The 26788-nt window shown below is 72.5% G+C and carries 24 protein-coding genes and 1 pseudogene; 10 read left to right on the top strand and 15 right to left on the bottom strand.

Annotation, left to right across the window (positions count from 1 at the left end; genetic code table 11):
* The first annotated feature begins 91 nt into the window (after nucleotides 1-91).
* The gene (gene yczR, locus IE332_RS30405; RefSeq protein ID WP_189922618.1) at nucleotides 92-1534 is read left to right on the top strand and encodes a MocR-like transcription factor YczR; all 1443 of its coding nucleotides are present in this window, start codon (nucleotides 92-94) and stop codon (nucleotides 1532-1534) included.
* A gap of 70 nt (nucleotides 1535-1604) precedes the next feature.
* Here the strand turns inward: yczR and IE332_RS30400 are convergent, their stop codons facing one another.
* The 10 genes from IE332_RS30400 to IE332_RS30355 all read right to left on the bottom strand — a co-directional run bounded on the left by IE332_RS30400 (nucleotide 1605) and on the right by IE332_RS30355 (nucleotide 13002).
* The gene (locus IE332_RS30400) at nucleotides 1605-2924 is read right to left on the bottom strand and encodes a cation:proton antiporter (protein WP_189922616.1); all 1320 of its coding nucleotides are present in this window, start codon (nucleotides 2922-2924) and stop codon (nucleotides 1605-1607) included.
* Nucleotides 2925-3007: 83 nt separating this feature from the next.
* Entirely contained in the window at nucleotides 3008-4240 is a 1233-nt protein-coding gene (locus tag IE332_RS30395) for a hypothetical protein (protein ID WP_189922614.1), read from the bottom strand.
* 28 nt (nucleotides 4241-4268) lie between these two features.
* A complete protein-coding gene (locus IE332_RS30390) occupies nucleotides 4269-5720 on the bottom strand; it encodes a hypothetical protein (protein WP_189922612.1) in 1452 nt (483 codons plus the stop codon).
* A gap of 79 nt (nucleotides 5721-5799) precedes the next feature.
* A complete protein-coding gene (locus IE332_RS30385; protein ID WP_189922610.1) occupies nucleotides 5800-7068 on the bottom strand; it encodes an MFS transporter in 1269 nt (422 codons plus the stop codon).
* An 82-nt stretch (nucleotides 7069-7150) separates the two neighbouring features.
* Nucleotides 7151-8356, bottom strand: a complete 1206-nt coding sequence (gene argE / locus IE332_RS30380; protein ID WP_189922607.1) for an acetylornithine deacetylase — start codon at nucleotides 8354-8356, stop codon at nucleotides 7151-7153.
* A 129-nt stretch (nucleotides 8357-8485) separates the two neighbouring features.
* Nucleotides 8486-9406, bottom strand: coding sequence for a TauD/TfdA dioxygenase family protein (locus tag IE332_RS30375; protein WP_189922605.1), 921 nt, complete (start codon nucleotides 9404-9406; stop codon nucleotides 8486-8488).
* 75 nt (nucleotides 9407-9481) lie between these two features.
* Nucleotides 9482-9964: a GNAT family N-acetyltransferase gene (locus tag IE332_RS30370; protein ID WP_189922603.1), complete on the bottom strand. Its 483-nt coding sequence runs from the start codon at nucleotides 9962-9964 to the stop codon at nucleotides 9482-9484.
* Nucleotides 9965-10012: 48 nt separating this feature from the next.
* Complete coding sequence (locus IE332_RS30365) at nucleotides 10013-10933, bottom strand: phytanoyl-CoA dioxygenase family protein (protein ID WP_189922595.1); 921 nt, start codon at nucleotides 10931-10933, stop codon at nucleotides 10013-10015.
* Between the two features lie 243 nt (nucleotides 10934-11176).
* Nucleotides 11177-12265 (bottom strand): transcriptional regulator, encoded by a 1089-nt coding sequence (locus tag IE332_RS30360; protein ID WP_229929041.1) that lies wholly within the window; start codon nucleotides 12263-12265, stop codon nucleotides 11177-11179.
* 542 nt (nucleotides 12266-12807) lie between these two features.
* The gene (locus IE332_RS30355) at nucleotides 12808-13002 is read right to left on the bottom strand and encodes a hypothetical protein (RefSeq protein ID WP_189922593.1); all 195 of its coding nucleotides are present in this window, start codon (nucleotides 13000-13002) and stop codon (nucleotides 12808-12810) included.
* A 399-nt stretch (nucleotides 13003-13401) separates the two neighbouring features.
* Here IE332_RS30355 and IE332_RS30350 point away from each other — a divergent pair, with 399 nt between their 5' ends.
* The 4 genes and pseudogenes from IE332_RS30350 (at nucleotide 13402) to IE332_RS30335 (ending at nucleotide 16648) form a co-directional block, all read left to right on the top strand.
* Nucleotides 13402-14787 carry an amidase family protein gene (locus tag IE332_RS30350; RefSeq protein ID WP_189922591.1) on the top strand — a complete coding sequence of 462 codons (1386 nt, stop codon included), beginning with the start codon at nucleotides 13402-13404 and terminating at the stop codon, nucleotides 14785-14787.
* A gap of 126 nt (nucleotides 14788-14913) precedes the next feature.
* Complete coding sequence (locus IE332_RS30345) at nucleotides 14914-15771, top strand: alpha/beta fold hydrolase (RefSeq protein ID WP_189922589.1); 858 nt, start codon at nucleotides 14914-14916, stop codon at nucleotides 15769-15771.
* Nucleotides 15772-15816: 45 nt separating this feature from the next.
* Nucleotides 15817-16011: pseudogene (locus IE332_RS30340) on the top strand (response regulator transcription factor); the annotation flags it as partial.
* A gap of 208 nt (nucleotides 16012-16219) precedes the next feature.
* Entirely contained in the window at nucleotides 16220-16648 is a 429-nt protein-coding gene (locus IE332_RS30335; RefSeq protein WP_189922587.1) for an SRPBCC family protein, read from the top strand.
* A 108-nt stretch (nucleotides 16649-16756) separates the two neighbouring features.
* On the opposite strand, the gene IE332_RS30330 is transcribed toward IE332_RS30335, so the two are convergent.
* Nucleotides 16757-17683 (bottom strand): alpha/beta hydrolase, encoded by a 927-nt coding sequence (locus IE332_RS30330; RefSeq protein ID WP_189922585.1) that lies wholly within the window; start codon nucleotides 17681-17683, stop codon nucleotides 16757-16759.
* A gap of 283 nt (nucleotides 17684-17966) precedes the next feature.
* On the opposite strand from IE332_RS30330, the gene IE332_RS30325 reads away from it, so the two are divergent.
* Entirely contained in the window at nucleotides 17967-18434 is a 468-nt protein-coding gene (locus IE332_RS30325) for an SsgA family sporulation/cell division regulator (protein ID WP_189922583.1), read from the top strand.
* 187 nt (nucleotides 18435-18621) lie between these two features.
* Entirely contained in the window at nucleotides 18622-19455 is an 834-nt protein-coding gene (locus IE332_RS30320) for a Bax inhibitor-1/YccA family protein (RefSeq protein WP_189922581.1), read from the top strand.
* A gap of 81 nt (nucleotides 19456-19536) precedes the next feature.
* On the opposite strand, the gene IE332_RS30315 is transcribed toward IE332_RS30320, so the two are convergent.
* Together IE332_RS30315 and IE332_RS30310 are read right to left on the bottom strand one after the other, a co-directional pair.
* Nucleotides 19537-20529, bottom strand: coding sequence for a hypothetical protein (locus IE332_RS30315; RefSeq protein WP_189922579.1), 993 nt, complete (start codon nucleotides 20527-20529; stop codon nucleotides 19537-19539).
* A gap of 214 nt (nucleotides 20530-20743) precedes the next feature.
* Entirely contained in the window at nucleotides 20744-22357 is a 1614-nt protein-coding gene (locus tag IE332_RS30310; RefSeq protein WP_189922577.1) for a tannase/feruloyl esterase family alpha/beta hydrolase, read from the bottom strand.
* Nucleotides 22358-22801: 444 nt separating this feature from the next.
* Here IE332_RS30310 and abc-f point away from each other — a divergent pair, with 444 nt between their 5' ends.
* From abc-f to IE332_RS30295, 3 genes are all read left to right on the top strand, one after another.
* Nucleotides 22802-24436: a ribosomal protection-like ABC-F family protein gene (gene abc-f, locus IE332_RS30305; RefSeq protein ID WP_189922575.1), complete on the top strand. Its 1635-nt coding sequence runs from the start codon at nucleotides 22802-22804 to the stop codon at nucleotides 24434-24436.
* A 134-nt stretch (nucleotides 24437-24570) separates the two neighbouring features.
* On the top strand, nucleotides 24571-25134 hold the full coding sequence (locus IE332_RS30300; protein WP_189922573.1) for a CGNR zinc finger domain-containing protein: 564 nt from the start codon (nucleotides 24571-24573) through the stop codon (nucleotides 25132-25134).
* A gap of 128 nt (nucleotides 25135-25262) precedes the next feature.
* Nucleotides 25263-25730 carry a hypothetical protein gene (locus IE332_RS30295; protein ID WP_373313879.1) on the top strand — a complete coding sequence of 156 codons (468 nt, stop codon included), beginning with the start codon at nucleotides 25263-25265 and terminating at the stop codon, nucleotides 25728-25730.
* A gap of 44 nt (nucleotides 25731-25774) precedes the next feature.
* Here IE332_RS30295 and IE332_RS30290 read toward each other — a convergent pair whose 3' ends face one another.
* On the bottom strand, nucleotides 25775-25990 hold the full coding sequence (locus IE332_RS30290; RefSeq protein ID WP_189922563.1) for a hypothetical protein: 216 nt from the start codon (nucleotides 25988-25990) through the stop codon (nucleotides 25775-25777).
* A gap of 152 nt (nucleotides 25991-26142) precedes the next feature.
* Nucleotides 26143-26571 carry an Ohr family peroxiredoxin gene (locus IE332_RS30285; protein WP_189922561.1) on the bottom strand — a complete coding sequence of 143 codons (429 nt, stop codon included), beginning with the start codon at nucleotides 26569-26571 and terminating at the stop codon, nucleotides 26143-26145.
* Nucleotides 26572-26788: the final 217 nt, after the last annotated feature.

Here is a 26788-nt window from a genome sequence, read left to right as displayed (position 1 = left end):
GACGCAGCGCCAGTCCGGATGACGCAGCGCCGCTCCGAGGGAGGCAGCACCGCTCCGCGGGACACGGCGCCGATCCGAGGGACACGGTCCGATGACACAGGCGCTCGGCGCACGACAGCTGGCCGCCCTGCTGCCCGGCCTGAGCGGGGCCCGGCCGGTCTACCGCCACCTGTTCGAGGGGATCAGCGCGCTGATCCTGGACGGCCGGGTGCCGCTGCACGTCCGGCTCCCCGCCGAGCGGGCGCTGGCCACCTCACTCGGGCTCAGCAGACCGACCGTCACCTCCGCCTACGAACTGCTGCGCGAGCACGGGTACGCCCACAGCCGGCGGGGCTCCGGCACCTGGACCGCCCTGCCGGAGGAGGTCGTGCCGCACAAGGTCAGCCGGGCGCTGCCCGCCCCCGACGCCGCCATCGACCTGGCCCGAGCGGCCCCCGGGCTGCCCTCGGAGGTGCTGGACGACGCCCTCGCCCGGGTGGCCCCGCAACTGGCCGTGTACACCCGCGGCTCCGGCTACCACCCGTACGGGCTGCCCGGTCTGCGGGCGGCGGTGGCCCACCGGTTCACCCGGCGCGGGCTGCCGACCGTGCCCGACCAGGTCCTGATCACCTCCGGCGCCCAGCACGCGCTCAGCCTGGTCCTCGGGCTGTTGGCCGCGCCGGGCGACCGGGTGCTGGTGGAGAACCCGTCCTACCCCAACGCCCTGGAGGCCGTGCGCCGCGCCCGGCTGCGGCTGGTGCCCACCCCGGTCTCGGAGGACGGCTGGGACGTCGAGGCCGTCGAGGCCGCGTTCCGCGGGGCGGTCCCCCGGCTGGCCCTGCTCACCCCGGACTTCCACAACCCCACCGGTCTGCTGATGCCCGAGGAGAGCCGCGCCCGGATCGCCCGGGCGGCCCGGGCGTACGGCACCTGGCTGGTGATCGACGAGACCATGGCCGACCTGGCCCTCGACTGCCCGGCCCCGGCCCCCTTCGCGAGCCGTGCCCTGTCCGGCGGCGCGGGCGGGGTCATCACCCTCGGGTCGATGAGCAAGACCCACTGGGGCGGGCTGCGGATCGGCTGGCTGCGCGCGCCGGCGCAGCTCGTGACGGAGCTCGCCGGCCAGCGGATAGCGACCGACCTGGGCGGCTCCGTCCTGGACCAGCTGCTGGCCCACACCCTGCTCGACGCCGGAGACGGGCCGCAGCGCGGCCGGCTGGACGCGCTGCGCGGTCAGCGCGCCGCGCTGGCCGACGCCCTGACCGAGCACCTCCCCCGGTGGAGCTGGCAGCTGCCGCCCGGCGGGCTCTCGCTCTGGGTCGACCTCGGGGCGCCGGTCGCGACCGCCCTCGCCGAACGGCTCCTGGACCACGGCGTGCGGATCGAGAGCGGCGCCTGCTTCGCCACCGATCCGGGCGTCTTCGAGAACCGCCTGCGGATCCCGTACACGATGCCGCCCGCCGTCCTGCACGAGGCGGTGCGGCGGATGGCCGCGACCATGGCCGAGGGGCTGCGGGCCCCGTCGCCGGCGCGACGGCCGCACCTGGTGGTCTGAGACTCGTTGGTCAGGGACTCGGTGCTCTGACCGGCCCGGGAAGGGTGTGGCGCGCCTCCCGGGCCGCCGGTCAGGCCACCAGCTGCGTGGCGTAGTCCCGTTCGCGTTCGATCTCGCCGGCCGTCTGGGCGATCCGGCCGGTCGCCCGGCGCAGCAGCGGCGGCGCCATGACCGAGGTGACCACCGCCACCAGGACGACGACGGTGTACGAGGCGGTGTTGAGCACGCCGAGGCCCAGGCCGACGGAGGCCAGGACGATCTCGACCACGCCGCGGGCGTTCAGCCCGGCGCCGATGGCCACGGCCTCGTCGTGGTCCAGCCGGCCCAGCCGGGCTCCGGCGTACCCGCCGACCAGCTTCGCGCCGACGGCGACGAGCAGGGTGACCAGCGCGGCGCCGAGCACCGAGAGGTCCTTGAGCGCGGTCAGGTCGACCTGCAGTCCGGCGGTGGCCAGGAACAGCGGCGCGAGCACGGCCATGACGAACGGCCGCAGGGTGTCCAGGAAGCGCCGGGCCCCGGCGCCGAGGGAGCCGATGACGATGCCGCACAGGAAGGCGCCGAGGATCGGCTCCATCTCGAGCACGTGGGTGCCGGCCGCGGCGAACACGATCAGCACCAGGACGGTCGCCGCGCCCAGCTCCCGCCCGTTCTCGGCCCGCTCGATCGGCCGCAGCAGCCGGCCGATCAGCGGGCGGGCCAGGAAGGCCGTCACGGCCAGGACGAGCAGCAGGTAGCCGACGGACTCCGCCACCACGCCGGCCCGCAGGCCCTCGGTGGCCATGGCGGAGACGACCGACAGCATCAGCCAGCCCAGGATGTCGCTGACGGCGGCGGCGCCGATGATCACCTGGCCGACGTTGCGGTGCAGCAGCCTCATGTCGATCAGGATCTTCGCGATCACCGGGAGGGCGCTGACCGCGACGGCCACCCCGATGAAGAGGGCGAAGGTGGTGCGGTCACCGGCCCTGCCCAGCATCGACCCGGGCAGCAGGAAGCCCAGGCCGATGCCCAGCGCCATCGGCAGCAGCACGCTGCCGAGGCTGACCCAGGTGATGGCGCCCCGCTTGCGGCGCAGCAGGTCCAGGTCGATGTGGGCGCCGGTGATGCCCACCAGCAGCAGGACGCCCAACTGCGCGATGGCGCCGAGCAGGTGCATCTGTTCGGCGTTCCTGGGCAGCAGCCAGTCGGACACCGCGGGGGCCGCGCCGCCCAGTACGGAGGGCCCCACCACGATGCCGGCGAGGAGTTCGCCGACCACCGCCGGCAGTCCGAGGCGCAGGGCGAGCCGGCCGAGGCCGGTCGCGAGGGCGAGCAGCGTACCGACCTGGACCAGCAACACCAGGAGGTGACCGTGGCTGATGCCGGGTACGGGCGCCGTGGCCAGTACCATCCGACGTCCTTTCATGCCGAGGGGACCGGGTGCGCGGGTGCGCGCCGGGGTGGTACGGGTCCTGCCGCCGGTAGCCGTCCCGGTCAGGTGTAGAGGCCGTCCTCCTCCAGCGCCCGCAGGGCCCGGTAGTCGCGCTCGACCTCGGCCGGGTCCTCGGCGGCCAGGTAGACGTAGCCGGGGCTGTTGATCAGGTCGCTGGTCGCGGGCAGGTGCCGGCCGGGGGCGACGCCGTGCGCGAGGTGGACCAGAGTGGGCAGCTCCCGCAGGCGCTCGGTCCAGTCCAGCGGTCCGGCGATCCCGGCGGCCGGGTTGATCAGGGCGACGTTGCGCAGCGCGCCGGACCAGCTGACGGCGGTGTCCCGGAAGGCCGCGAGCCGCTCGGGGGCGAGCAGGGTGTCGGCCAGCAGCGAGGTCTGCGAGACCCCGGCGTACTTCTCCACCACCGCGGGCGCGGTGCCGCCGCCGAGCCGGGCGCCGGTCTCGATCAGCACCGGGCCGCGGGCGGTCGTCATCACCTCGGTGTGGGCCGCCCCGGAGACGATGCCCAGGGCGTCCAGGGCCGCGGTGACGAAACCGAGCAGGGGTGCCGCTTCCGCCGAGTCGGCGGGGACCGGCTCCTCGTAGTCGTAGACGGGGTGGCCGACGCTGCCGGCCCGCTTGGTGTACCTCCACAACTCCGCGAAGCGGTGGACCCCGTCGTGCGACACGGTGTTGGCGTAGTACTCGACGCCGTGCACCCGCTCCTGGACCAGGACGGCGGTGTTCGGCTGCCCGTAGAGGTTGTCGGCGCACAGGACGGACTTGCAGGCGTCGCGCACCTCGTCGACGCTCCGGCAGAACCGGACGTTGTCGGTGCCGGCGCTGTTCGGCGGCTTGACCACGGCCTCGGTCAGGCCGCCCGCCTCGAACCAGGCGGCGGCCGCGTCGGCCTCCTCGAAGCGCCTGCCCCGTGGCACGGCGACGCCGGCGGCTGACGCGGTGTCGGCCATCGCCTGCTTGTCGCGGCGGGCGGCGAGGGTCTCGACGCGGTTGCCCGGCAGGCCCATCAGATGGGTGAGGGTGTCGGCGAGGATGACCCCCGACTCGGTGCCGGCCACCACCCGGTCCACGCCCGACGCGGCCAGGATCCGGGCGAGTTCGGCCGGGTCGCCGCCGCCGTCCAGGAGCTCCGTGTAGTCGGAGGCGTCGAAGGCGCGGGTGAAGTACTCCGGCATGTCCGGGGAGGACCGCACGTGCACGCAACGGGCACCGCGGTCGCGCAGGGCGGAGACGAGCAGTCGGCCGGTCGAGTAGCCGTCGATCACCGCGATCTTCATCGGTACGTCCTTCCGGGGCGCGCGTTCGTCAGGCCGGGTCGACGGCGGGGGCGGCGTCACCGGTCTCGCCGGTCTCGCCGGTCTCGTAGAAAGAGCAGGCGACCCGGGCGCCGCCGTTCATGCTCACCACGCCCACCTCCGGATCGGTGCTCCCGCGCACCAGGCAGCCGTTGTAGCCGTCGCCCCCGGTGACCAGCGGATCGGTGAGGAACACGCCCCAGTTGAGGAACAGCTCCTGGGTGCCGTCGCCGTCGTCCGCGGGGAAGACCTCGGGGATCGGCTTGATGCGCTCCTGGAGCACGTAGGGGCCGTCCAGTGCCTCGGCCAGCCGGGCCCGCCACTCCTCGGGGCCCACCGTCCAGCCGGGCACGATGCCGCTGCCGCCGTGCAGCAGCGTCGGCTTCAGGATCAGGTCCTCCCGGTGCGCCTCGGCGTACGGCAGGAGGTCCAGCTCCCGGCCCTCGGCGTCGGTCGCGGTGGCCCTGACGTGCCGGGTCCACGGCAGGAAGCGGTCGACGCAGGCCCGCTCCTCGGCGGTGAAGAGGTGCCGGTTACGGTCGTCGGAGAGCATGGCGAGCGCGCCCTTGTTGCCGTACAGCTCCGCGTCCAGGCGGCTGAACATGCCCACCCGGCCCTCCTCGAAGGCGCGCAGCAGCGGCTCGACGAACGCCGCGTCGGCGGGCGTGGCGATCTCCTCGACGAGGAAGAAGCGGTACAGCACGTCGATGGCGCGGCCCGCGACCTCGAGGCGGCCGCCGTTCTCGCCGATCTGGCCGACGTGGCAGGGGACGGCGTCGATCCCCTCCCGGTCGAACAGCGCCGCCATGACCTTCAGCCGGGGCTCGTAGGACTTGAAGCTCTCCGGCCAGTCGACCAGGGCCACGACGGGGCGCCGGCCCCGCGGCTCCATGTGCCGCGCGCACTCGGCGCGCAGCGTCCTGGTGATGCCGGCGAAGGTGTCGACGTAGCCGAGCTTCCGTCCCGCGACGAACTCGGACAGCGCCGGGTGCGCCAGCATCGCCCGGTTGATGCCCGCGTTCTCGAAGCCGCCCAGGGCACTGGTGATGTTGAGTTCCAGCAGCTTGAAGCCGTCCGCGCCGCGGTAGAGGTCGGACCGGGCGAGCGGTACGAGCGGCGCATCCGCCGTGGTGGCGCGGCGGACGATGTCGGTCTGGGTGTCGGTCATCCCGACGGCGCGGGCCATCGCCGCGACATCGCCGTCGAAGAGCCGCTCGGGGAGTTCGGTGAGCAGCCGGTGGACCTGGAGGAGGTCGGCCGCGACCAGGGCGCGCTCGGCTGCCGACAGGAAGACCGGGGCGGCCAGGAACCGGCCCCGGTAGGCCACGGTGACGAGGTCGTCCGCGACGACGTGCTCGATCAGCTCGCCGGGCTCGGCACCTCGCCGCTTCAGGACGTCGAGGTACTCGGCGCCGATCCCGGACCGGGGAACGCGCGCGGTGGTGGGGAGTTGTGGCGTCATCGGGAGCTTCTCTTTCGGTCGCGGCGGAACGGGGTGCGGGGGGACGGCTGTGAGCTGGGGGGGAGAGTGCGGGCGCGGTTCAGCGCGGTGCGGGCGTCGGGAACCAGGTCCGGAGGCCGAAGGCCAGCCGGATCGCGACGACGGCCATCAGCCCCACGCCGAGCGCGTACACGGCCGGGGTGCCGTGGCTCTTGGAGACCACGCCGGCCAGGCCCGCCCCGAGCGGCAGGGCGCCCCAGGCGAACAGCCGGTAGATGCTGTTGACCCGGCCCTGCAGGTCCTTGGGGACGAGGGTCTGCCGCAGCACGACCGCCACCGTGTTCCAGGTCACCGAGGCGCAGGCGCCCAGGGCCAGGGCCGCCCCGACCGCCCACACCCGGGGGACGAGCCAGATGACCAGGTTGCTGCACCCGATCGCGGTGACCACGCTCACCAGCGCCCAGCCGTTGCCGATCCGGCGCACCAGCGAGGGCGACAGCTTGGCGGCGCTGATCGCGCCCACCGCCTGACAGGCGACCAGTCCGCCGTACCCCAGGTCGGACAGGCCCAGCTCTCGGTGCGCGTAGACCACCAGCACGGCCAGGGCGCCGGTGTAGACCAGGTTGATCGCGCCGGCGGTGAAGGACAGGGTGCGCAGCAGACGGTTCGCGAAGAGCCAGCGCAGTCCGGTGGCCATGTCGGTGATCAGCCGGGGGCGCCCAGCCGCCGGCCGGGGCCGGTGGTCGCCCTGCGGCAGCCGCAGCCGGGTGAGCAGGAACGCCGAGGCGAAGAAGGTCGCGGCGTTGACCCCGAAGGGGACGGCCGGGGCGAGCAGGAACAGTGACGAGCCGATCAGCGGGCCGACGAACTGGTTGCCCACCGTCTCGGACCCCATGATCCGCCCGTTCGCGGCCACCAGGTGCTTCTCCGGCACCACGGACGGCACCAGGATCTGCGCCGCGTTGCGGAAGAAGGTCTCGCAGGTGCCGATCAGGAAGAAGCACGCGTACAGCGCCCAGAGGCTGCCGAAGCCCAGCGCGACCGACAGGACGAACCCGGTGATGAGGCAGCCCCGGAAGAGGTCGATGCGCACCATCGTCCGGCGCCGGTCGACCCGGTCGACGAGCACGCCGGCCGGGATGCCGAACAGCGCGTACGGCAGGGTCAGGGCCATGCTGACGCCCGCGATGAGCCGGGGGTCGTCGGTGAACGTGCTGGCCATCAGGGGTGCGGCGGCCATCGACACCCCTTCGCCGATCGACGAGGAGGACGCGGCGGTCCACAGGGTGGTGAACTGCCGCCCGAGTCCGGGCCGTTCCTCCTCGCCGTCCGGCCTCGCCTCGGTGGTCAGCGAGCCGTCGCTCTTCACTCGGTTCTCCCTCTGCGATGCGACGATCGCGGTGTCCGTGGTGCGCGGGGTCGTCCGTGTCGCGCGGGGTCGTCCGGGCCCGTCAGCCGAGCGGGAGCGAGCGCAGGAAGTGCAGGCACTGCTCCAGCTGGGCCAGGGCGACGAACTCGTTCGCGGTGTGCGCCTCGGTGATGGCGCCGGGCCCGCAGACGACGGTCGGGATCCGGGCGTGCCCCCAGATCAGGCCGGCCTCGGTGCCGAAGGGGACGAACTCGGGGTCCTCCTTGGCGCCGAGCGCCTCCCGTACGAAGGTGACGAACTCGTGCTCCGGGTCGATGGCGAACGACGGGGTGTCGGTGAGCTGTTCGGTGCGCACCTCGACGGCGTCGGACTTGGCCCGCATGCCCGCCAGCACCTCCCCGGTCGCGAAGCGCCCGAGTTCGGCGGCGATGCCGTCGCAGGAGTGGTCGGGGATGTTGCGGATCTCGAACTCGACCACGCAGTCCTCGGGCACGATGTTGGGCTTCACCCCGCCCTCGACCCGGCCCACGTTGATCCAGGAGTGGCCGATGGCGAACCGGTCGTCGTGCGGCCCCTGGACCCGGAAGGTCTCGTTGAGGATGTCGGCCCGGCCGATGACCGCGGCCGCGGCCGTGATCGGGTTGGGCAGCAGCGGGGCGAGCGCGGCGTGCTTGGGCTCGCCCTTGAAGCTGATCCGGTGGTTCTGCTTGCCCTTGTGGCCGACGACGACCTTCAGGCCGGTCGGCTCGCCGACGATGCAGCCCCGGACCTTGCCCTCCCAGCCGCGCAGTTCCTCGACGAGCCGGCGGGCTCCGACGCAGCCCACCTCCTCCTCGTAGGTGAGCACCAGCGTGACGGGGACGGTGAGGCGCTCGTGGTCCACCCGGGACAGGATCGTCAGGCAGCAGGCGATGAAGCCCTTCATGTCCGCGGTGCCGCGGCCGATGGCGACGGTGTCCGTGAGCGTGAGGGCGAAGGGGTCGGTGTCCCAGGCCTGTCCGTCGACCGGGACGACGTCCGTGTGGGCCGACCAGACGATGCCGCGCTCCCCGTCCGCGCCGTCGGCGCCGGGGCCGACGGTCGCCACCAGGTTGGCCTTGGTGTGCTCGTCGTTCCAGTGGAGCCGGCTCTCGATCCCGTTGCCGGACAGCAATTCCTGCACGTAGTCGAGGAGTTCGATGTTCGACCGGTGGCTGGTGGTGTCGAACCCCACCAGCCGTTCGAGGATTTCGAGCATGCGGGAGTACAGGTCGCCGTCGGACGGGCGGAGGGGAATGCCGGATGCCATGGTGACTCGCTCACGGGTCGGACGGACGGTCGGACGGTCAGGCGGACGGTCGGACGGACTGTCTGTGGGGGGCCTGGGCCTCGGCGCCGGCCCGGGCGCGGTCCGGCGCCGAGGGGCGCTCCCCCGGTCTCAGGCCTTCGGGGAGAGCCGGCTGTGGCCGACCTCAGGCAGCGAGGGCGTCACCGGCTGGCCGTGCGTGGTCAGCCGCAGCAGCTTCCGTACGTGCTTCTCGTCGAGGTCCTTCGTGGTCGCCGAGTGCAGCACGCACCGGTTGTCCCAGACCACCACGTCCAGCGGGCTCCACCGGTGCCGGTAGACGTACGGCTCGCTGGTGATGTGCGCGATCAGCTCCTCGATGAGGGCCGTGCTCTCCGCCTCGGGCAGCCCGTCGATGCCGACCACGCTGCCGATGATCCGGGGCTGGATGAAGAGGGTCTCGCGGCCGGTGTCCGGGTGGCGGCGGACCAGCGGGTGGGTGATCTCCGGAGTCTGCTCGCGCTCCTCCGGTCCGATGTACTTCCACCGCGCCCACGGGTCCTCGCGGTCCGGCGACCACCGGTACTGGTGGCGCACCCGGAGCGTCCGCAGGTACGCCTTGCGCTCCTCCGGCAGCGCCTCGAACGCCGCCTCGGCGTTGGCGAAGAGGGTGTCGCCGCCCTCCACCGGGATCTCCAGGCCGTGCAGCATCGTCGCGCTGCCCGGGACGAGCTTGTAGGAGTAGTCCGAGTGCCAGCCCTGGCCGGAGGTCTTCATCTCCTTGTTCCGGCCCGGCTCGTTCTGGTTCGAGAGCAGGGAGAGGGTCGGCTCCTCGGGGTGGCGCAGCTTGATGACGTGGTGCTCCTCGGGCCGGCCGAAGATGGTGCCGAACCGGGCGAAGGTGCTCGCCGGTATGTCCTGGGAGCGGAAGACCAGGACCTTGTGGTCCAGGTACGTCTCGTAGATCGCGCGTCCGTGCTCCTGGATCACCTCGGGGGTCAGCCGGAGCTCCTTCACCTCCGCGCCGAACGTCTCGGAGACCCTGGTCGCGACGACCGTGGATTCAGCGGTCACTTCATTCCTTCCGTCGTTGTTCCGCCTTACCTGGGTTTACCCGGCCCCGACACCCACGCGGAACCGGATCCGGTCTCAGGCGATTTCCTTGCGCAGGAATACCCGGTGCGAATGCTCGTTCCGCTCGGTGTGCGTGACCTCGTACCGCAGGCCCTGGTAGAAGGCGATGTTGTCGACCATTTCCACCCGGGTCCACAGCCGGACACCGCGCAGCCCGGCGGACCGCGCCATTTCCTCGACGAGTGCGACGAGTTTCCTCCCGATGCCCCGCCCCTGGCAGGACGGCCGCACCGCGAGGTTCCGGAGCACGAGGTACGGGTCCCCGTCCTCCGGCGTCTCCACCGTCACCATCCCGAGCGTCCCGTCGTCCGAGACCGCGACGTGGCACCGGCCGGACGCCGCGACCTCCCGGTAGTCGAGCAGCAGGGGGGCCGGCGGTTCGTCCACCAGGCCGAGGTACTTCCCGTAGGCCTCGCGCGCTATCTCCGCGAGGACCTCGCCGTCCGCGGCCGCGGCCGGCCGGATCCCGACGGCAGCGCCGTGTGCAGCAGTCGCCATGTCCTTCCCGTTCCGTGCTCGGGGCGACGGGACCGGCAGCGGTCCCGGTCAGCCGTTGTGGACGTCCAGGGTGCGCGCCTCGCGGGTGCCGTCGAAGTACCGGCCGGCGTAGACCCGCTCGCCGTCGTCCGAGGCGACCTTCTCGTTGAAGTCGCTGCCCACGTCGTAGTTGAAGGTCACCCGCGGGTAGGCGAGCGCGTCGACCCTGCCCTTGTCGTACCGGGCGTCGATCGAGGAGAAGCGGAGGGCGTAGGCGAGCCGGGACGGGATCGGGCCCTCCCCCAGCGGCACGCTGCGGTGCAGCACGTACTTGTCGAAGATCAGGGCGTCGCCGGGCTCGAACGAGTCCTCCACCGCGATGTGGTCCAGCAGGCCCGTCATCTGGGGCGAGTTCAGCAGGCTGTTCTTCAGCACGCTGAAGTCGTCGTAGCCGAGCTCCTCGCCGGCCTCCGCCCGGGCCCGCATGTAACCGGGCAGCAGGTTGATGTGCTGGTAGACGAACTCGCCGGACAGGTGCTTCTTCGACACGTACTTCATGCCGCCGCGCTGGCCCTCGGCGTCGATGTCGCACAGCGGCGTCCAGATGGTGAACCCGGCGTCCTGGCGGCGCTGGAAGCCGAAGCTCTGGGTGCCCACGTGCCACGGGAAGCCGGTGCTCTTGTTCTTCTCCAGCTCGAAGCCGAGCCCCTGGGTGAAGAAGAGCCTCTGGCCGGTGAGCTCCGCCATGGCGGTGGCGAAGCCGCGGTCACCCATGAGTTCGAGGATCGTCGGGTCGTCGTTGCCGATGTCGTACTTCAGCTTGCTGAAGCCCGATCCGTAGTTGTCGGCGGGCGGGACGATCTCCGAAGTGCTGAGCTTCTTCATGTGATCGACGAGCCCGGCCGAGAAGACCTGCTTGAGCTTCAGGAAGCCGTGTTCCCGGAAGCTCTCCACGTCCTCGTCACTGATAGCGAATGCCGGGTTAATCATTGAGGAATTCCCCCAGATCTCTTCCGCGAATTTCCACTGGCTGCGCCGCCGGGTGGCGGTCGGCCACATAGCGGCGCACTTCCGACTTCCCTTCGAAGATATCCACCGGCCGGCGCCGGCGTCGAGGCGTGTTCAAGTGTGTGCGCACACACTCTTCCCGTTCGTTCCCCCCGGATCCGGTCCGGCGGCCCGGCGGCCCGGCGGTCCGGCGGCGCGGTGACCCGGAAAGGGAATGGGGGACCGTCACCCCGCCGGATCGCGCCGGGCCGGTTCCTCGCGCTCCTCCAGGTGCTCGGCGAACCGCAGCCACTGCTCGGCGTACTGACGGGCCAGCCGCCCCACCATCGACTCGCAGTGCGCCGGGACGGCGCTGCTCAGCCCGGACCACTCGGCGGTGGCGTTGTGCTGGAGGAGCCGCAGGAGTCCTCGTCCCTCCTCCCGCAGCCGGAGCGAGGGGTCGCGCCGGAGCGCGGCGAGCAGCAGGTCGGGGTGGGGAGCGGCGGGGCGCTCCGCGCGGTGGCAGTCCGGGCGGGCTGTGCCCGCGGGAGGCCTCCCCTGCGGGTCCGTCCGGGCGCCGGCCTCCTCCGGCGGCGGCGTGGTGGCGGGCCCGTCCCCTCCGGAGTCGGCCGGTGGCAGTCCGGCCCGGACCCGGCGGCGCACGTCGCTCGCGGTGGCCGGCGAGATGCCCGCGAGCCGCGCGATCTCCCGCAGTGACGCCTCCGGGTTCTCGGCCAGCACACCCGCCGCCCGCCACCTGCCCTCGGCGGCGTTCAGCGGGCGCACCCGGCCGTCCCTGCCGACGCGCCTATCCAACTGCGGCGGTGCGGCAGTTGAACGAGCCGCGCGGATCCTGGCGACCGCCTTCGCGCCCAGCCCCGAGGCCCTGGCGACGGCCCGGTCGGACATCTGCGGGTGCGAGGCGATGATGCGGGCCGCGGCGGCCCGCCGGTCCTTCAGACTGAGTGGCAGACCGTGCGCCACATTGGCTTCGACGGCGCGCAGGAACGCGTCGCCGTCCGAGCCGTCGAAGAACTCGACCTCTATCGTCTGGTCCCCCCGGGCCCGGGCCGCCTGAAGACGGTGCATGCCGTCGATGACGACGAGGTCGGAGCGCCGCACCAGGATCGGCGGCAGGCGGTCCTCGACGGAGGCCAGTCTCGCGACGTGTTCGCCGTCCACGCCCTCGGTCCGCGGGGACTCGCCGAGTGAGAGCGTGGACATCCGTACGACGGCGGTCCGCCCGCCGGAGCGGATGACCGACTCCATCCGGACGCCGGATAATGCGTCTTCGACGCGGGCGGTCATGGTGCTCCCAGCAGCTGTCAGCTGCATCCTTCCCCCCTGCGCATAATCACTACGTTCCGCACGCGGCCCCATGCCAGGAGTAGCCGGATCGCGACTGTGGATGGCTCTGGTTGCGTTGGCTCGTCGACCGTTGGTGGTTGCCGGACTCGGACTATTCGTCAGGGCCCTGTCATTATCATCGGTCGACGTTCCCGCAGTTGTCGAGATGACCTCGACTGTCTGACGGTGTGACAGAAGCCTCCCTGACGTGCCCAAACACCCGGACGACCGGCCGGAGGTACATACCGGCGGTCCGGCCGGGACCACCTACCGGCACCCCTGATTCCGGGAACGGTCCAGCCCAGAGCGGCACTGCGGCGGCCGGCCCGGGGCGCGCCGGGCCGCCCCGGCGGAGCCGATCCGTCCGCTGGAAACCCCCCGGAAGGCCGATTCGACTGCCCTGGGGTGTTTCTGATGACATGTCTGGCCACTTCCGCGACGGCGCCCGTGCTGTGATACTGCACCGACGGGCGTACACATGGCCGCCCTCACCCCTCGCTCTCCGTCGTGGCCCCGGACCCAGGCCCGCTCTACAGACCCAGGTCGACGGCCAGGCAGTTGTAGAACTTCCAGGCGCCTTCGGGGTTGTACGGGTCGTTCGGATCGCCACCCGGGGCGGGCGCCACCCCTTCCGTCATGGACTCGAAGCGGATCCGCTCGGGCAGCTTGCCGTATCGCGCCCGCCGCGTCTCGGAGGCGGCATCGCGACTGGATTCCTCACTCATACTCCTCAGCATGCGCCCGCACCCGTCACCCGTCAAGGCGGTGACGAGCACATACGCACCCCCCACCGCCCGGCACACGTGTTTGACCGGATCCACACTTTCAACAGATGGTTGAACATGTGATGATCCCCCTCCCGGTCTCACATCCGGCCGAACACCCGTCAGGCAGGTGCTCACCGGTTCGCTGTCCCCCGGAGCCGACTGCGGCGGCAGTCACGCCTGGCTCACCGGTTCGCTGGCCCAGTCCAACGTTCCACTGGTGGCCGTGAGTTACCGGGTGGTCCCGGCCTGACGACCCCGGTAACGTCCTGGTCAGCCGTGGTTCCGCCCCGGGCAGTCGCCCCGGGGTGGGGCCACGGCTGACTCGTTCACCGACACCAGCACGAAGGAGACGACTCCATGGCCAACCCCGACACCTCCGGCCGCGGCCGAGCGCAGGAGACCGTGTCGGCGGCACTCGACCGGGCCGCCGCGACCGCACACCTCAACGCCTTCATCACCCTCGACGCCGAGGGCGCGCTCGCCGAGGCCGCGCGCCGGGACGCCCAGGCCGCGCGCCGGGACGCCGAGGCCGACCGGGGTGGCCGGGCCGACCAGGCCGACTGGTGCCTCGTCGTCAAGGACAACATCCACGTCGCGGGCCTGCCCAACACCGCGGGCACCCCCGCCCTCAGGGACTTCGTCCCGGCCGCCGACGCGCCCGTCGTCCGGGCCCTGCGCTCGGCCGGGGCGATCGTGCTCGGCAAGACGAACATGCACGAGCTGGCCCTGGGCGCCACCTCGTGCAACCACACCTTCGGCGCGGTCGGCAACGGCACCGACCCGGCCCTGTTCGCGGGCGGCAGCAGCGGCGGTACGGCCGCCGCGGTGGCGGCCGGCGTCGCGGAGGCCGGGCTCGGCTCCGACACCGGCGGCTCCGTCACCATCCCGGCCGCCCTCAACGGGATCTACGGCCTGCGCCCCAGCGCCGGGCGCTATCCCTCGGCGGGCCTCACCCCCCTGTGCCCCACCCGGGACACCCCCGGGCCGATGGCGCGCTCCCTGGACCTCCTCAGGACGCTGGACACCCTCGTCACCGGGGAGACCGACGGAGCACGGGGCCCGGACCGCCCACTCCGGCTGGGCCTGCCGAGGCACGTGTTCACCGAGGACCTGGAGGGCCCGGTCCGGGCCGCCTGGGAGGCGGCCGTCGTCCGGCTCTCCACCGAGCACGCCACCTGGATCCCGGTGGACACCGCGCACCTGGTGGAGCACGACGGCCGGGTCGGGTTCCCGCTCGTCTTCGGCGAGTTCGCCGACGCCCTCGGCCGCTACCTCGACGAGCACCGCGCCGGACCGACCCCGGCCGAGCTGCTCGACGCCGTCGGGGACCCGGTCATCGGCGACATGCTCAAGGCCACCGCGCTGCCGACCGGCCCCGGGTACCCCGGGCCCGCCGCCCTGCAGGGGGCGCTCGCACAACGCCGGGTGATGCAGGCCGCCTACGACGAACTCTTCGCGCTGAACGGCCTGGACGCGATCGTCAGCCCCACCGTGCCGGTGTGCGCCCGGCCGCTGCACCGGTTCGAGGACTCCCTGCCGCTCAACGGGCAGGACGCGCCGACGTTCTTCACCCTGATCCGCAACACCTCCCCGGCCGCCACCGCGGGCCGACCGTCGGTGACGATCCCGCTCCCGGTCTCCGACTCCCCGCCCGTGGGCCTGCAACTGATCGGGCGTCGGATGGCCGACCGGGAGCTGCTGGCCGCGGCCGTACGGGTCGACGCCCTGGTGCGCCGCGGGTAGCCCCCGACGCCGTCACTTCCTTGACAGGTGACGCCACGCCCGGACAGACTCATCACCAGTCAGAACGGTGACGGGGTCGGCCCTGCCGACCCCGCCCATATCCGGAATGCCCGAAAGGGGTTTGTCGTGGTGAGCATCAAGGGTCGACGCGGGCGACTGGTGGCGGCCGCGGTCTCGGCACTCACGGCGGGTCTCGCGCTCTGCGCGTTCACCCTCCCGAGCCCGGCCGGGGCCGCCGGGGCCGCCGGGGCCGACGCTTTCGGCGGCCGCGCCAAGCCGACCGTCGTCCTGGAGCACGGCGCCTTCGCCGACGGCTCCAGCTGGAACGGCGTCATCGCCGAACTGCGCAAGGACGGCTACCCGGTGGTCGCCGCCGCCAACCCGCTGCGCGGTCCGGCCTCCGACGCCGCCGCCCTGCGCACCGTCCTCGACCACATCAAGGGCCCCAAGATCCTCGCCGGGCACTCCTACGGCGGCACCGTCATCAGCGCGGCCGCGACCGACGACCCCGAGGTCAAGGGCCTGGTCTACGTGGCCGCCTTCCTGCCCGCCCCCGGCGAGACCGCGCTGGAGCTCACCAACAGGTTCCCGGGCTCCACCCTCCCCGATGCCCTCGACCCCGTCACCTACCCGCATGGTGACGGCGGCACCGCGACCGACCTGTACATCCGCCAGGACAGGTTCCGCCAGCAGTTCGCCGCCGACGTCCCGGCCGGCCAGGCCGCCCTGATGGCCGCCGAACAGCGCCCGATCGCCAAGGCCGCCCTGGAGGAGAAGGCCACCGGCGCCGCCTGGCAGACCAGGCCCAGCTGGGCCGTCGTCACCACCCGGGACCTCAACATCCCGGCGGCGGTCCAGCGTTACATGGCCGAGCGCGCCCACGCCCACACCACCGAGGTGGCCGCCTCGCACTCGGTCGCCGTCTCCCGCCCCCGCCTCGTCGCGGACGTCATCGAGCAGGCCGCCCGCGCCACCGCCCGCTGACCGGCCCTGCCTGACCCGGACCCGGCCCGGGTCCGCCACCCGGCCCTCACCTGGCAGGAACGCCGGATCGCGGTCCTCGCCGCCGGCGGCCTCACCAACAAGGAGATCGGCGCCCGCATGCACCTGTCGCCGCGCACGGTCGGCACCCACCTCTACCGCGTCTTCCCCAGACTGGGCATCACCTCCCGGGCCGCCCTGCGCGACGCCCTGGGCACGGCGTCCGACGGGCGGAACGCCTGACCTCCGGCATCGCCCGGGCGAAGGGGGCGGACGACAGTCGAATGACTCAAGTCCGACGGTCGGCCGCTGTGTTCGGCCCTCTGCGGCCGCCCCTCTCGCCCGGGCGTTCGCACACCTGGCAAGCGTCACCACCTTGACTGGTGACGCATCGCCATGGAACCCCATCGTCACCGGTCAGAACAGTAACTTCTCAGCGAGGAAGCCCATCATGGCAGTCGTACGGTTCCATCTCGTCTCCACGCTCGCCCCGGCGGAGGTCCTGGCGGTGCTGACCGACTTCAGCCCCGCCCGCGCCGAGGCGTGGCCCACGATCGACGCCAAGCACTTCGAGGTCCACGACCTCGGCGACACCTGGGCCGAGGTCACCGAGGGCACCGCCGCCGCCTGGGAGCGCGCCCGGTACGAGTGGCGGGCCGGCGGGGACACCGTCACCGTCACCACCCTCGACTCCAAGCTCTTCGGCGCCGGCGGCGGCTGGGTCTTCCGGATGGCCCCGGAGGGCGACGGCACCCGGGTCGACGTCGAGCTGACCCGGGAGCCCACCACCCTCAAGGGCAAGATGCTCGCCGCCCTCCTCCCGGTCGCCGCTCCCCCGTCCCTGCGCAAGTCCTTCGCGGGCCCGCTGCGCGCCGCATGAGCACGCCCCCGGCCCCGCTCGGCGGGACCGGGGAGACCGACGGAAGCCCGGAAGGGGCCGGCAGCCCGAGCTGCCGGCCCCTTCGTGCTGCCACCTCCGACGGTCCCGTCAGTCCGCGGCGCCCAGGTGGACGGTGAAGAAGTCGGCGAGCCTGTCCACCGCCTGGTCGATGTACTCCTTCCGGTCGTAGAGGCCGACGTGGTCCGCCCCCTCGATCCAGTGCAACTCCGCGGGCCCGGTGGCCCGTTGGTGCGCCTCGACGGCCATCCAGGAGGTGACGGCGCGCTCGCCGACGATCTGCAGCATCGGGCGCGGGCCGATCAGCGGGACGGCGAAGAAGGCGTCGTAGCAGGCCATCCGGTCGATGCTCTCCCAGGCCAGGACCTTCGCGGACCGCTCGTGCCCGCCGCGCGAGGTGCAGTAGTACTCGAAGCCCTGGACGCCGTGGTCGCCGCCCAGCGCGAACGCCTCGTCGGCCGTCTCCGGGAACATCGTCAGCACACCGGGGTCCTCCCCCCGGGCCGCGGCGGTGCGGGCCCGGCCGGCCGCGTCCAGCAGGGCCCGGAAGACCGCCGGGTCCTGGGCGCCGTCGGCTCCGAGCCGGAACTGGCGGGAGGGATCGGCGGTGCACACCGCGGCCACCGCCCGGACCCGGGGATCACCACCGGTGGCGGCCAGCGAATAGCCGCCGGAGGCGCAGATGCCCAGCAGGCCGATCCGCCCCTCGTCGACCTCCGCCCGGGTGAGCAGGTGGGACACCGCGGCCTTGAAGTCCTCCACCCTCTGGGCCGGGTCCTCCAGCCCGCGCGGCAGACCTCCCGACTCGCCCTGGTACGCGGCGTCGAAGGCGAGCGCGACGAAGCCGCGCTCCGCCATCCGCCGCGCGTACGTGCCGGAGGTCTGCTCCTTCACCCCGGTGCCCGGGTGCCCGACCACCAGCGCCGGACGCGGGCCGGACGCCGGGGTGTCGGGGGTGTACAGGTGCGCGGCGATCTCGATGCCGGCGCTGTGGAAACGGATGTCGGACCTGGCCATGCGGGCACTCTTCCCTGTCGATCGGCTCGTCGGTGCTCTCCCGGCGTCGCCCCGCTGCGGGGCGCGGCGCCTCGGCCCTCACTGTGCGCCCGTCGGATCGGGCGGCGGAACAGTCAAATGACGGTCCGCCCGTGGACGCCCGGACCGCCCTCCGCGCCGCCCCCTCCGACGCGGCGCCCCGCCGCACCGCGTCCGCCGACCGTCATGTGACCGATGCGCCCGGCGCCGCGTCCGGCGAAGAGTGGGTGCCGCACCGTTCACACCCGGAGGGGGAACTCCTGCCATGCACCGTGACCAATCGCCACTGCGGGCCCGTTCGACGCCCGAGCACCTGCCGCCACTGCTGCTGGACACCGACCAGATGCTCGACGAGTTCACCCGGCTGCCCGTGCGGGCGGAGTTCCGCTTCGATCCGGCGATGCCCGCCGTGATCACCGTCGAGTTCCTCGCGGAACGCGGACCGAGCCTCATCTGGCGGCTCGGCCGCGAGCTGCTGCACGGCGGCCTGAGCACGATGAGCGGCTGCGGCGACGTCCGGATGTGGCCGGCCCAGTCCGACGAGCGGCTCTCCTCCTGGCTCCTCCTCGAAACCCCGGAGATCGAGGCGCTGTTCGAGCTGCCGACCGGCCCGCTGGAGGTCTGGCTGGACGCCACCTACCGGATCGCCCCGGCCGGTTCGGAACTGGCCGGCATCGACTGGGACGGGTTCCTCCGCGGGCTGCTCGAACGCCCGGGAGCACCGTCCGAATGACGGCGGCCGTCGCACCCGGCCTCAGCGACTTGCCCGACCTTGCGTCACCTGTCAGAGTGGTGACGCATAAGGTCGTCGTCGAGCCGATGGGCGCGTGAGGTCACACGTGTGCCGTTCGGCACTCCCCGCACACCCCCTGACGACGCGCCACCGCAGGCCGCTCGCGCGGCGGACGAGGAGGAATGACATGAAGAGCACCAACCCGGTCCTCTCCCGCTGGGGCGCCACCCGCACCCCGGCCCCCGCCGACACCGTGCTGCTCCAGCCGGTCGGCGTCCACGCGGGCGGCCCGCCGGAGAGCGACCTCCGTACCCACGAGGACCCCACCCCCGTAACCCCGATGACCCTGGACGACGTCGTCGTACGCACCGCGACGACGCTCGGCACCACGGTCCTGACGGCGGTGCTCTCCTGGCTCCTCCTCCCGGTCGACGCCGCGAACCTCGGCACCTCGTACGGGATCGCCCTGGGCGCCGCCGCCGTCGCCTTCGCCCTGGCGATGCTCCAGTCCGTCAGGCGGCAGCCCTCCCCCGCCCTGATCCTCGGGTACGCCGCGTTCGAAGGCCTCTTTCTCGGGGTGATCTCCAGCGCGACCTCCACCCACCTCACCCCGGGCGTCGTCGTCCAGACCGTCCTCGGCACCTTCGCCGTGGCCGCGGGCGTGCTGCTCGCCTACCGGATGCGCTGGATCCGCGTCACCCACCGGTTCGCCGGGTTCCTCACCGCCGCCGCGACCGGCTTCCTCCTGCTGCTCCTCGCCGACACCCTCTTCTCCGCCTTCGGCGCGGGCAACGGCCTCGGCTTCCACAGCGGCGGCCTCGGCCTCCTCTTCGGCGCCATCGGCGTCCTGCTCGGCGCAGGGTTCCTCGCCCTGGACTTCCGCCAGATCGAGGACGCCCTCACCGACGGCGCCCCCCGGGAGGACGCCTGGCTGGCCGCCTTCGGCCTCACCACCACGCTGGTCTGGATCTACCTGGAGATCCTCCAGGTCCTCTCCCTCTTCAACAGCAACGACAACTGAGCTCCCCCCGACGCCGGACGCCGGAGGGGCATGCGCACCCGCGCATGCCCCTCCGGCGTGTCCGTCCGACCTGCCCCAGGGCTAGGGCAGCGACATCGCCAGCACCACCACGTAGGCGCATGCGAAGACGACGGTCCCGTACGCCTCCCACCACCTGAGAGCCTTCGGGCTGCGCGAGTGCTGCGACCGGCCGACGCCCCAGCCCAACGCGAGCACCGCTACCCCCAATCCCACCCAGACCGGCCAGTTCGCGGAGGTGGGAATCGTGACCTTCCCGATGTACCGAATCAGGATCCCGGCCACGACGACGCCCAAAGCGGTCACCGCGAGCCATAGGGACTTCCTGTACGCGGCCTTCTGGCCGGCGACCCAGGATCCGCTGGCGGCCGGGCCGTCGATCCAACTGTCGCCCACGGCACACGAGACGAAGAAGACGCCGACGAGCCCGCCGATCCAAACGATCACCTGGAACAGCTTCTTCTGCTCCGCCAGGTAGACCGAGGCCATCACCTCGAAGGCCCCCAGCATGGTCACGAGCGACACGACCGCCGACACCCCCACGAACATGATCGCCGCCGGGAGGTTCGGCGTCTCCGCTTCCTCCCCGCCCACCGAAGCCAGCCCGATCGCCCCTGCCAGGCTTCCGATCATCGCCACGACGAGAAGCCCCGCCGCCAGCGCTACGCGGCCTCTGTCGACAACGAAACCGGGCGGCGTGACGCTCGACAGCGAGGTGAAGAGGAACACGATCGCCGGCACCGCAAGGGCCCCGAAGACCCCCACGATCTGCGCGTAGCCGGCAGCCCCCTTCACGATGCTGTAGTGCCCCCTTCCGGCCGTCCCCGCATCAGTCGGCCCGTCGGGGTCTGCGGCTGTCTCTTCGGGGGCTCCACCACCGGCGTTCTGAGCCGCTGGGTGGAGCGACGCCGCGACCATCACCGCACCGACGAGCAGACTCCAACAACCGGTCTTGATCCACTGAGGTCTCATGCGGGGCATGTCCCCCGGCGGCCACTCCTCGAACGGGGCCATCCGGCGGATGCGGGGTCTCGGCGCGGTGTTGGTGGGTTGCACGTCACGACGCGTCCCTGGGCAGTTCTGACCTGCCGTTCGCCGTCGAGGAGACCGTCCCCTGTTGGTGGAGGGCCTGCTCCCCCGCCTGGGCACGCCCGGCCTCGCGTGCCTGGACCGCTTCGACCGGACCGTCCCTTGGTGGCCCCGGAACGAAAGAACCCGGCCCGCGCCAGGGGGGCACGGGCCGGGAGAGAGAGTCGGTGCCGGGAGGGAATCAGTACCGGTTCGCCGGGACGCAGCGGAAGCTGGACGCCGCCGCCGGGTCGCCGTGGCCCGAGTAGCGGGACACCTTGGGGTAGGCGCACACGTCACGCTTGACGTCGCGTCCGGCGGCGTCGGTCAGGGTGGCGGGCAGCGTCCTGGGGGCCTTGCCCTGCTCGACCCAGGCGGTCAGCGCGGCGAGGTCGTCGATGGTGCCGACGCCCTTGTTGAGGCCGCAGTGGCCCGCGCCGGGGACCAGGAAGAGGCGGTAGAAGTCGTCGACCCGCTTGCCGCCGCCCATCGTCCGCTCGACCTGCCGGCGGTAGTCGACGGTCCCCTGGGTGGGGATGAACTGGTCGGCCTGGCCGTGCCAGCTCAGGAGCTTGCCGCCGGCGTCGCGGAAGGCGGAGAGGTCGGGGTCGTCCGTGCCGATGATCCGGTCGTACTCGGCGCGGGACTGCTCGAACAGCTGGGTGAACTGGTCGTACGTGATCGTCGAGACGTCGAACGACGGCTGCTTCTTCAGCCAGCTCGCCACCCAGTACTGCGGCACGGGGAACGGCGCGCCCTTCACCGCGCCGGTGTCGGCATCGCGGGCGACACCCGCCAGGGCCGACAGGTCCGCGCCGACCGGGACGCCGGACCACAGCTTCTTGCCGGAGGCGGTCCGCGGGCCGTCCCATATCTTGCGCACCACGGCCGCGTCGGCTGCCGTGATCGTCAGCTCCCGGCCCTCGCAGACCACTGTGGTGCCGATCAGCCGGCGCGGGTCGAAGTCGCACCGCGACGCGTCGTTGACCAGGCCGTCCTTGAGGCCGTCCAGCGGGTCGCAGGCCTTGACGGCGGCGTCGGTGAAGGCCTTGAACTCGCAGGCGGACGGGTAGGTCTTCTCGTTGTTCATGACCACCTGCGGCCACAGGGTGGCGACCTCGAACTCGCCCCAGTTGACGGCGGGCGCGTTGGCGAGGATGCCGTCGAAGTCGTCGGGGTAGCGCTGGGCCTCCATGTAGCCCTGGCGTCCCCCGGTGGAGCACCCGTTGAAGTAGGAGTAGGAGGCCTGCTGCCCGTAGGCCGCGGCGACGACCTGCTTGCCGACGAGCGCGGCCTCGTGCTGGGAGCGGGAGGCGAGGTTCTCCAGCAGCGCGGTGTTGACCTCGCCCTTGGCGTTCAGCGCCCAGGAGACGTCGACGGCGTCGCCGAGTCCGGCGTCGGTGGTGGTCGCGGCGTAGCCGTTCTTGACCGCGGTGCCCATCCCGACGTTGTTGTCCCCGGCGGCGTAGGCGCTGCCGCCGAGCGCCTGGAAGCGGCCGTTCCAGCCGCTGACGGGCAGCCAGGTCCGTACCCTGGCGTGGTCGTCGTCGCCCGGGTGGGTCAGGGTGACGGTCACCTCGCAGTAGGCGGGCACGCCGGTGACGGTGCCGCCCACCACTCCGGTGCCGTTGACGGTGCCGCCCTCCTGGCGGAGCGTCGTCACGGACTCCACCGCGGTGCCGGCGGGGGCCTGGACGGACACCGGGGCGCAGGAGAAGGTCGCGGGCACGGGGCTGCTCTGTGCCGCCGCCGCCATCGGCAGGTTCGCGGCGGCCAGCGCCGCGCCGGTGGCGAGCACGATCAGGATTTTCTTCATGGGTGTCCCGTCCGAGAAAGGTGGGTGTGTGCCCGGCCGTGCGGAAACATGTGCACGGCACATGGGCAGGGGGCTTGGTCGAAACGTATCACCGGCCAAGCCGGTGACGAAAGGGGTCGGCGGCCACCGCTGTCAACGACGCGACCGGGGCAGGCTGGCACGGGCGGTGGGGGCGGTCCAGGCGGCACACGCGGTCCGGTGAGAAACCTCGGCGGCCGACGGTCACACCTGCTACGCTGCGTGTGACCAGACATCATGTGATCGAGGAGTGGCAGTCATGGCGGGTGACGACGACATCTCCGGGTGAGATCCGGAACCGACGGCCACCGGCCGGTGCTCCAGGAGCGCCGCAGCCGTAGTGGTCCGTTTCGTCGTACCCCTTTCCCATGTCTGCCCGGGGCAGCGCTCCCAGCCCTGCCCTCAGTCTCCTTCGAGGTCACCTCCATGTCCGACGCCTCCGTCGTCTGCTCCAACCTCTCCTTCTCCTGGCCGGACGACACCCCGGTCTTCCACGACCTGTCCTTCACCGTGCCCACGGGCCGCACCGGCCTCGTCGCACCCAACGGCTCCGGCAAGAGCACCCTGCTCAAGCTCATCGCCGGCGAACTCACGCCCGCCACCGGCTCGGTGACGGTCGGCGGCACCCTCGGCTACCTCAGCCAGAGCCTGCCCCTCACCGGTGACCTCACGGTCGCCGAGGTGCTCGACGTGGCCGACGTCATCCGGGCCATCGACGCCGTCGAGTCCGGCGACGTCGATGAGCGGCACTTCACCACCATCGGCGACGACTGGGACATCGAGGAGCGCACCCGCGCCCAGCTGGACCGGCTCGGCCTCGGCCACCTCGCCCTGGACCGCGGCCTGAGCACGCTCAGCGGCGGCCAGATCGTCTCCCTCGGCCTCGCCGCCCAACTCCTCAAGCGCCCCGACGTCCTGCTGCTCGACGAGCCGACCAACAACCTCGACCTGGCCGCCCGGCACAAGCTCTACGACGTGCTGACGGACTTCAACGGCTGCCTGCTGCTGGTCAGCCACGACCGCGCGCTGCTCGACCGGATGCAGGGCATCGCCGAGCTCGACGGCGGTGAACTGCGCTACTACGGAGGCGACTTCACCGCGTACGAGGAGGCGGTGCGGGCCGAGCAGGAGGTCGCCGAGAAGAACGTCCGCAACGCCGAGCAGGAGCTGAAGCGGGAGAAGCGCGAACTGCAGCAGGCCCGCGAGCGCGCCGAGCGCCGCGCGAGCAACGCCGCCCGCAGCCTCAAGAACGCCGGCCTGCCCCGCATCTTCGCCGGAAACATGAAGCGCGGCGCCCAGGAGGCGGCCGGCCGCTCCGGCCAGGTGCACGCCTCCCGGGTCAGCGAGGCCAAGGCCCGGCTCGACGAGGCCGGCCGGGCCCTGCGCGAGGACCAGCGGCTCGCCCTGGAACTGCCGGACACCCAGGTGCCCGCCGGACGCAACCTCTTCCTCGGCGAGGGCCTCCAGGTCCGCCACGCCGGCCGCGCCGTGTTCGCCGACGGCGGCGTCGACCTGAGCGTCCGCGGCCCCGAACGCATCGCGCTGACCGGGCCCAACGGCGCGGGCAAGTCCACCCTGCTGCGCCTGATCACCGGCGAGCTCACCCCGGACGAGGGGCGGATCACCCGCGCCGACGGCCGGATCGCCTACCTCTCCCAGCGCCTGGACCTCCTGGACCCGGAGCGCACCGTGGCCGAGAACTTCGCGGCCGCCGCCCCCGAGCGCCCCGAGACGGAACGGATGAACCTGCTCGCCCGCTTCCTCTTCCGCGGCGCCCGGGCCCACCTGCCGGTCCGGGTGCTCTCCGGCGGCGAGCGGCTGCGCGCCACCCTGGCCTGCGTACTGTGCGCCGAGCCGGCCCCCCACCTGCTGCTGCTCGACGAGCCGACCAACAACCTCGACCTGGTCAGCGCGAGCCAGCTGGAGAGCGCCCTCAACGCCTACCGGGGCGCCTTCCTGGTGGTCAGCCACGACGAGCGCTTCCTCGCCGAGATCGGCGTGGACCGCCGCCTGCGCCTCACCGACGGCACCCTGCGGGAAACCGGAGCCCCCACGGTGTGACCCGTCGGTGCACGACGCGGCCCGCGCCGGGGCCTCCGGGCCCGGCGCGGGGCGTGTCGTTCGTGCACCTGCCGTCGGGGCCCGCGCGGAGGGTGGTTCTTGCGCCTCTTACAGTCACCTGTCAGGATGGTGATGTGAACCTTGACCATGTCTTCGTGTGCGGGCACCCGGCCCTCGACTTCGCCGCCACCCTCCGCGCGCGGCGCTCGACCCGGTTCGAGATGTTCGTGACGCCCGAGCGGCTGAACGCCTGGTACCTCGACTGCGGGCTCGTGGACACGATCACGCCCGGCGACGAGCACGACGTCCGGGAGGCGAAGACCGTGCGCGAGGCCGTCTACCGGCTCGTCACCAACCGGCTCGCCGAGGAGGAGTTCGACCGCGAGGCGCTCGCCGTCCTCAACGGCGCCGCGCGCAAGCCACCGGTGACACCGCAGCTCACCCTGGCCGGACGGCACAACGAGGCGACCCCCGAACAGGCCCTGGCCACCGTCGCGCGGCACGCCGTCGAACTCCTCAGCGGACCGGACCTCCCGCTGATGAAGGAGTGCGGCAACCCGGAGTGCACCCGGATCTACATCGACCGCTCCCGGGGCATGCGCCGCCAGTGGTGCGGCATGGAGTCCTGCGGCAACAAGATCAAGGCCGCCGCCTACCGGGCGCGGAAGAAGACCTCGCCCGCCATGGGTGTGCACTGACGCACGACCGGCATGTTCCGCCCGGGCCACACCCGGGCCCTCGGCACGGGTACCATGCAACACCATCCATCTCGAGGGAGTGAGCGGTCGTGACCCGCCAGCCAGCCCCCACACTCCGGTCCCGGTACGTGGAACAGGTCGCGTCGGACCTGGAGGAGAACCACCGGCGACAGCAGGAGCTGGAGAACGCGCTCAAGGTGCTGAAGCAGGAGGAGTCCCTGCTGGTCGAGCTCCTCTCCCTCGCCGAGCGGTACGAGGGCTTCGCCGACCCGTCGCGCCTGCCCGAGCAGACGCAGGAGGAGCCCGTCCCCGCGACGGCGCGGCCGGTCGCCCGCACGGCGAAGGCCGGCGCGAAGGAGAACTCGCGCCGGCCCCTGCTGAGTGACCTGCTGGTGGAGCTGCTGGGCCGCCACGCCGAACCCTGCCCGGCGAAGGACCTGCGGGAGGAGCTCATGGCGAAGCACCCGAAGCGCGACCCCACGCCCCAGGTCGTCCGGAACACCCTGGAATCGCTCGTCGCCAAGGGGCGCGTCCGGCGCCACAAGCAGGAGCGCTCGGTCCTGTACACCCTCGTCGGGACGGACCCGGCCGGCTGACCCACCGGGCCCACGGCCCACGGCGATACGTCACCCTCGGCGCGTCACACGAAGTACCACGCCCCGGGGCCGTAGCCCAGCAGCACCGCGGTCTCCGCCCAGTTCCACACCTGGGCGCCGTCCGGCCACCGCTCCTCCCCGACGCGCCCGACACGCTCCGGGCCACGGCGCCGCCGTTCGGCCGGACCGGTGGAGCACCGGTCCGGGGCGTGACGGGCACGTCCGGCCGCGCGGGGAAACATGTGCGTCGTGGCGGCCATCGCGGGCCCTCGCTCTCCGGTCGGCGGTACGGGTGCGGCGGTGCGGGTGCAGCGGTTCAGGTGTGCGGGTCGGCGGTCACGGGTGTGCGGAGTGGGAGCGGGCCCCGTGCGGGACGGGGGTACAGGCACGGGGCCCGCCGTCCGGGGGTGGGTCAGGCGGCGACGCCGGCGTTGATGGTGACCGGGATGTTGTCGCGGGTGGCCTTGGAGTACGGGCAGATGCCGTGGGCGGCCCGGGCGAGCTCCTCGGCGGTGGCCCGGTCCACGCCGCCGAGCACCGGGTTGAGGACCGCGGAGAGCGTGAACTCGTTGTCGTCGCCGTGGGTCAGCGTGATCTCGGCGGTGATGGTGGTGCTGGTCAGCCGGATCCTGCGGTCAGCGGCGGCGCGGCGCAGCGCCCCGAGGAAGCAGGCGGCCCAGCCGGCCGCCAGCAGCTGCTCCGGGTTGGTCGCCGTGCCGGCGCCGCCCAGTTCCTTCGGGATGGCGAGGCCGGTCTCCAGCAGGCCGTCGGAGGAGTGGACCCGGCCGCCGTTGCGGCCCTCTCCGTCGACGTTGACGACGGCGGTGTAGCTGACTGCCATGGTGCGCTCCCGATCCGGGTCGTAGGTTTCCGTCCGCCCCACCGAGGTCGAGATACGTTTCTCGCGCTTCTCGTCACTGGTTGGGGCGGTGATGAAATGATGGCAGTCGCTCACATCACCAGTCAAGCCAGTGACGCACACTTGAAGGGTGGTCCAGTCGGCCCCGCCGGACCGGAGTTGACGCCGGCCGGGGACTTCCACCACCCTTCCACTAATC

It is taken from the genome of Kitasatospora xanthocidica, assembly GCF_014656195.1.
Classification (GTDB): Bacteria; Actinomycetota; Actinomycetes; order Streptomycetales; family Streptomycetaceae; genus Kitasatospora; species Kitasatospora xanthocidica.
Note: the sequence above shows the minus strand (reverse complement) of the source record. Positions and strands in the feature narration are given on the sequence as shown.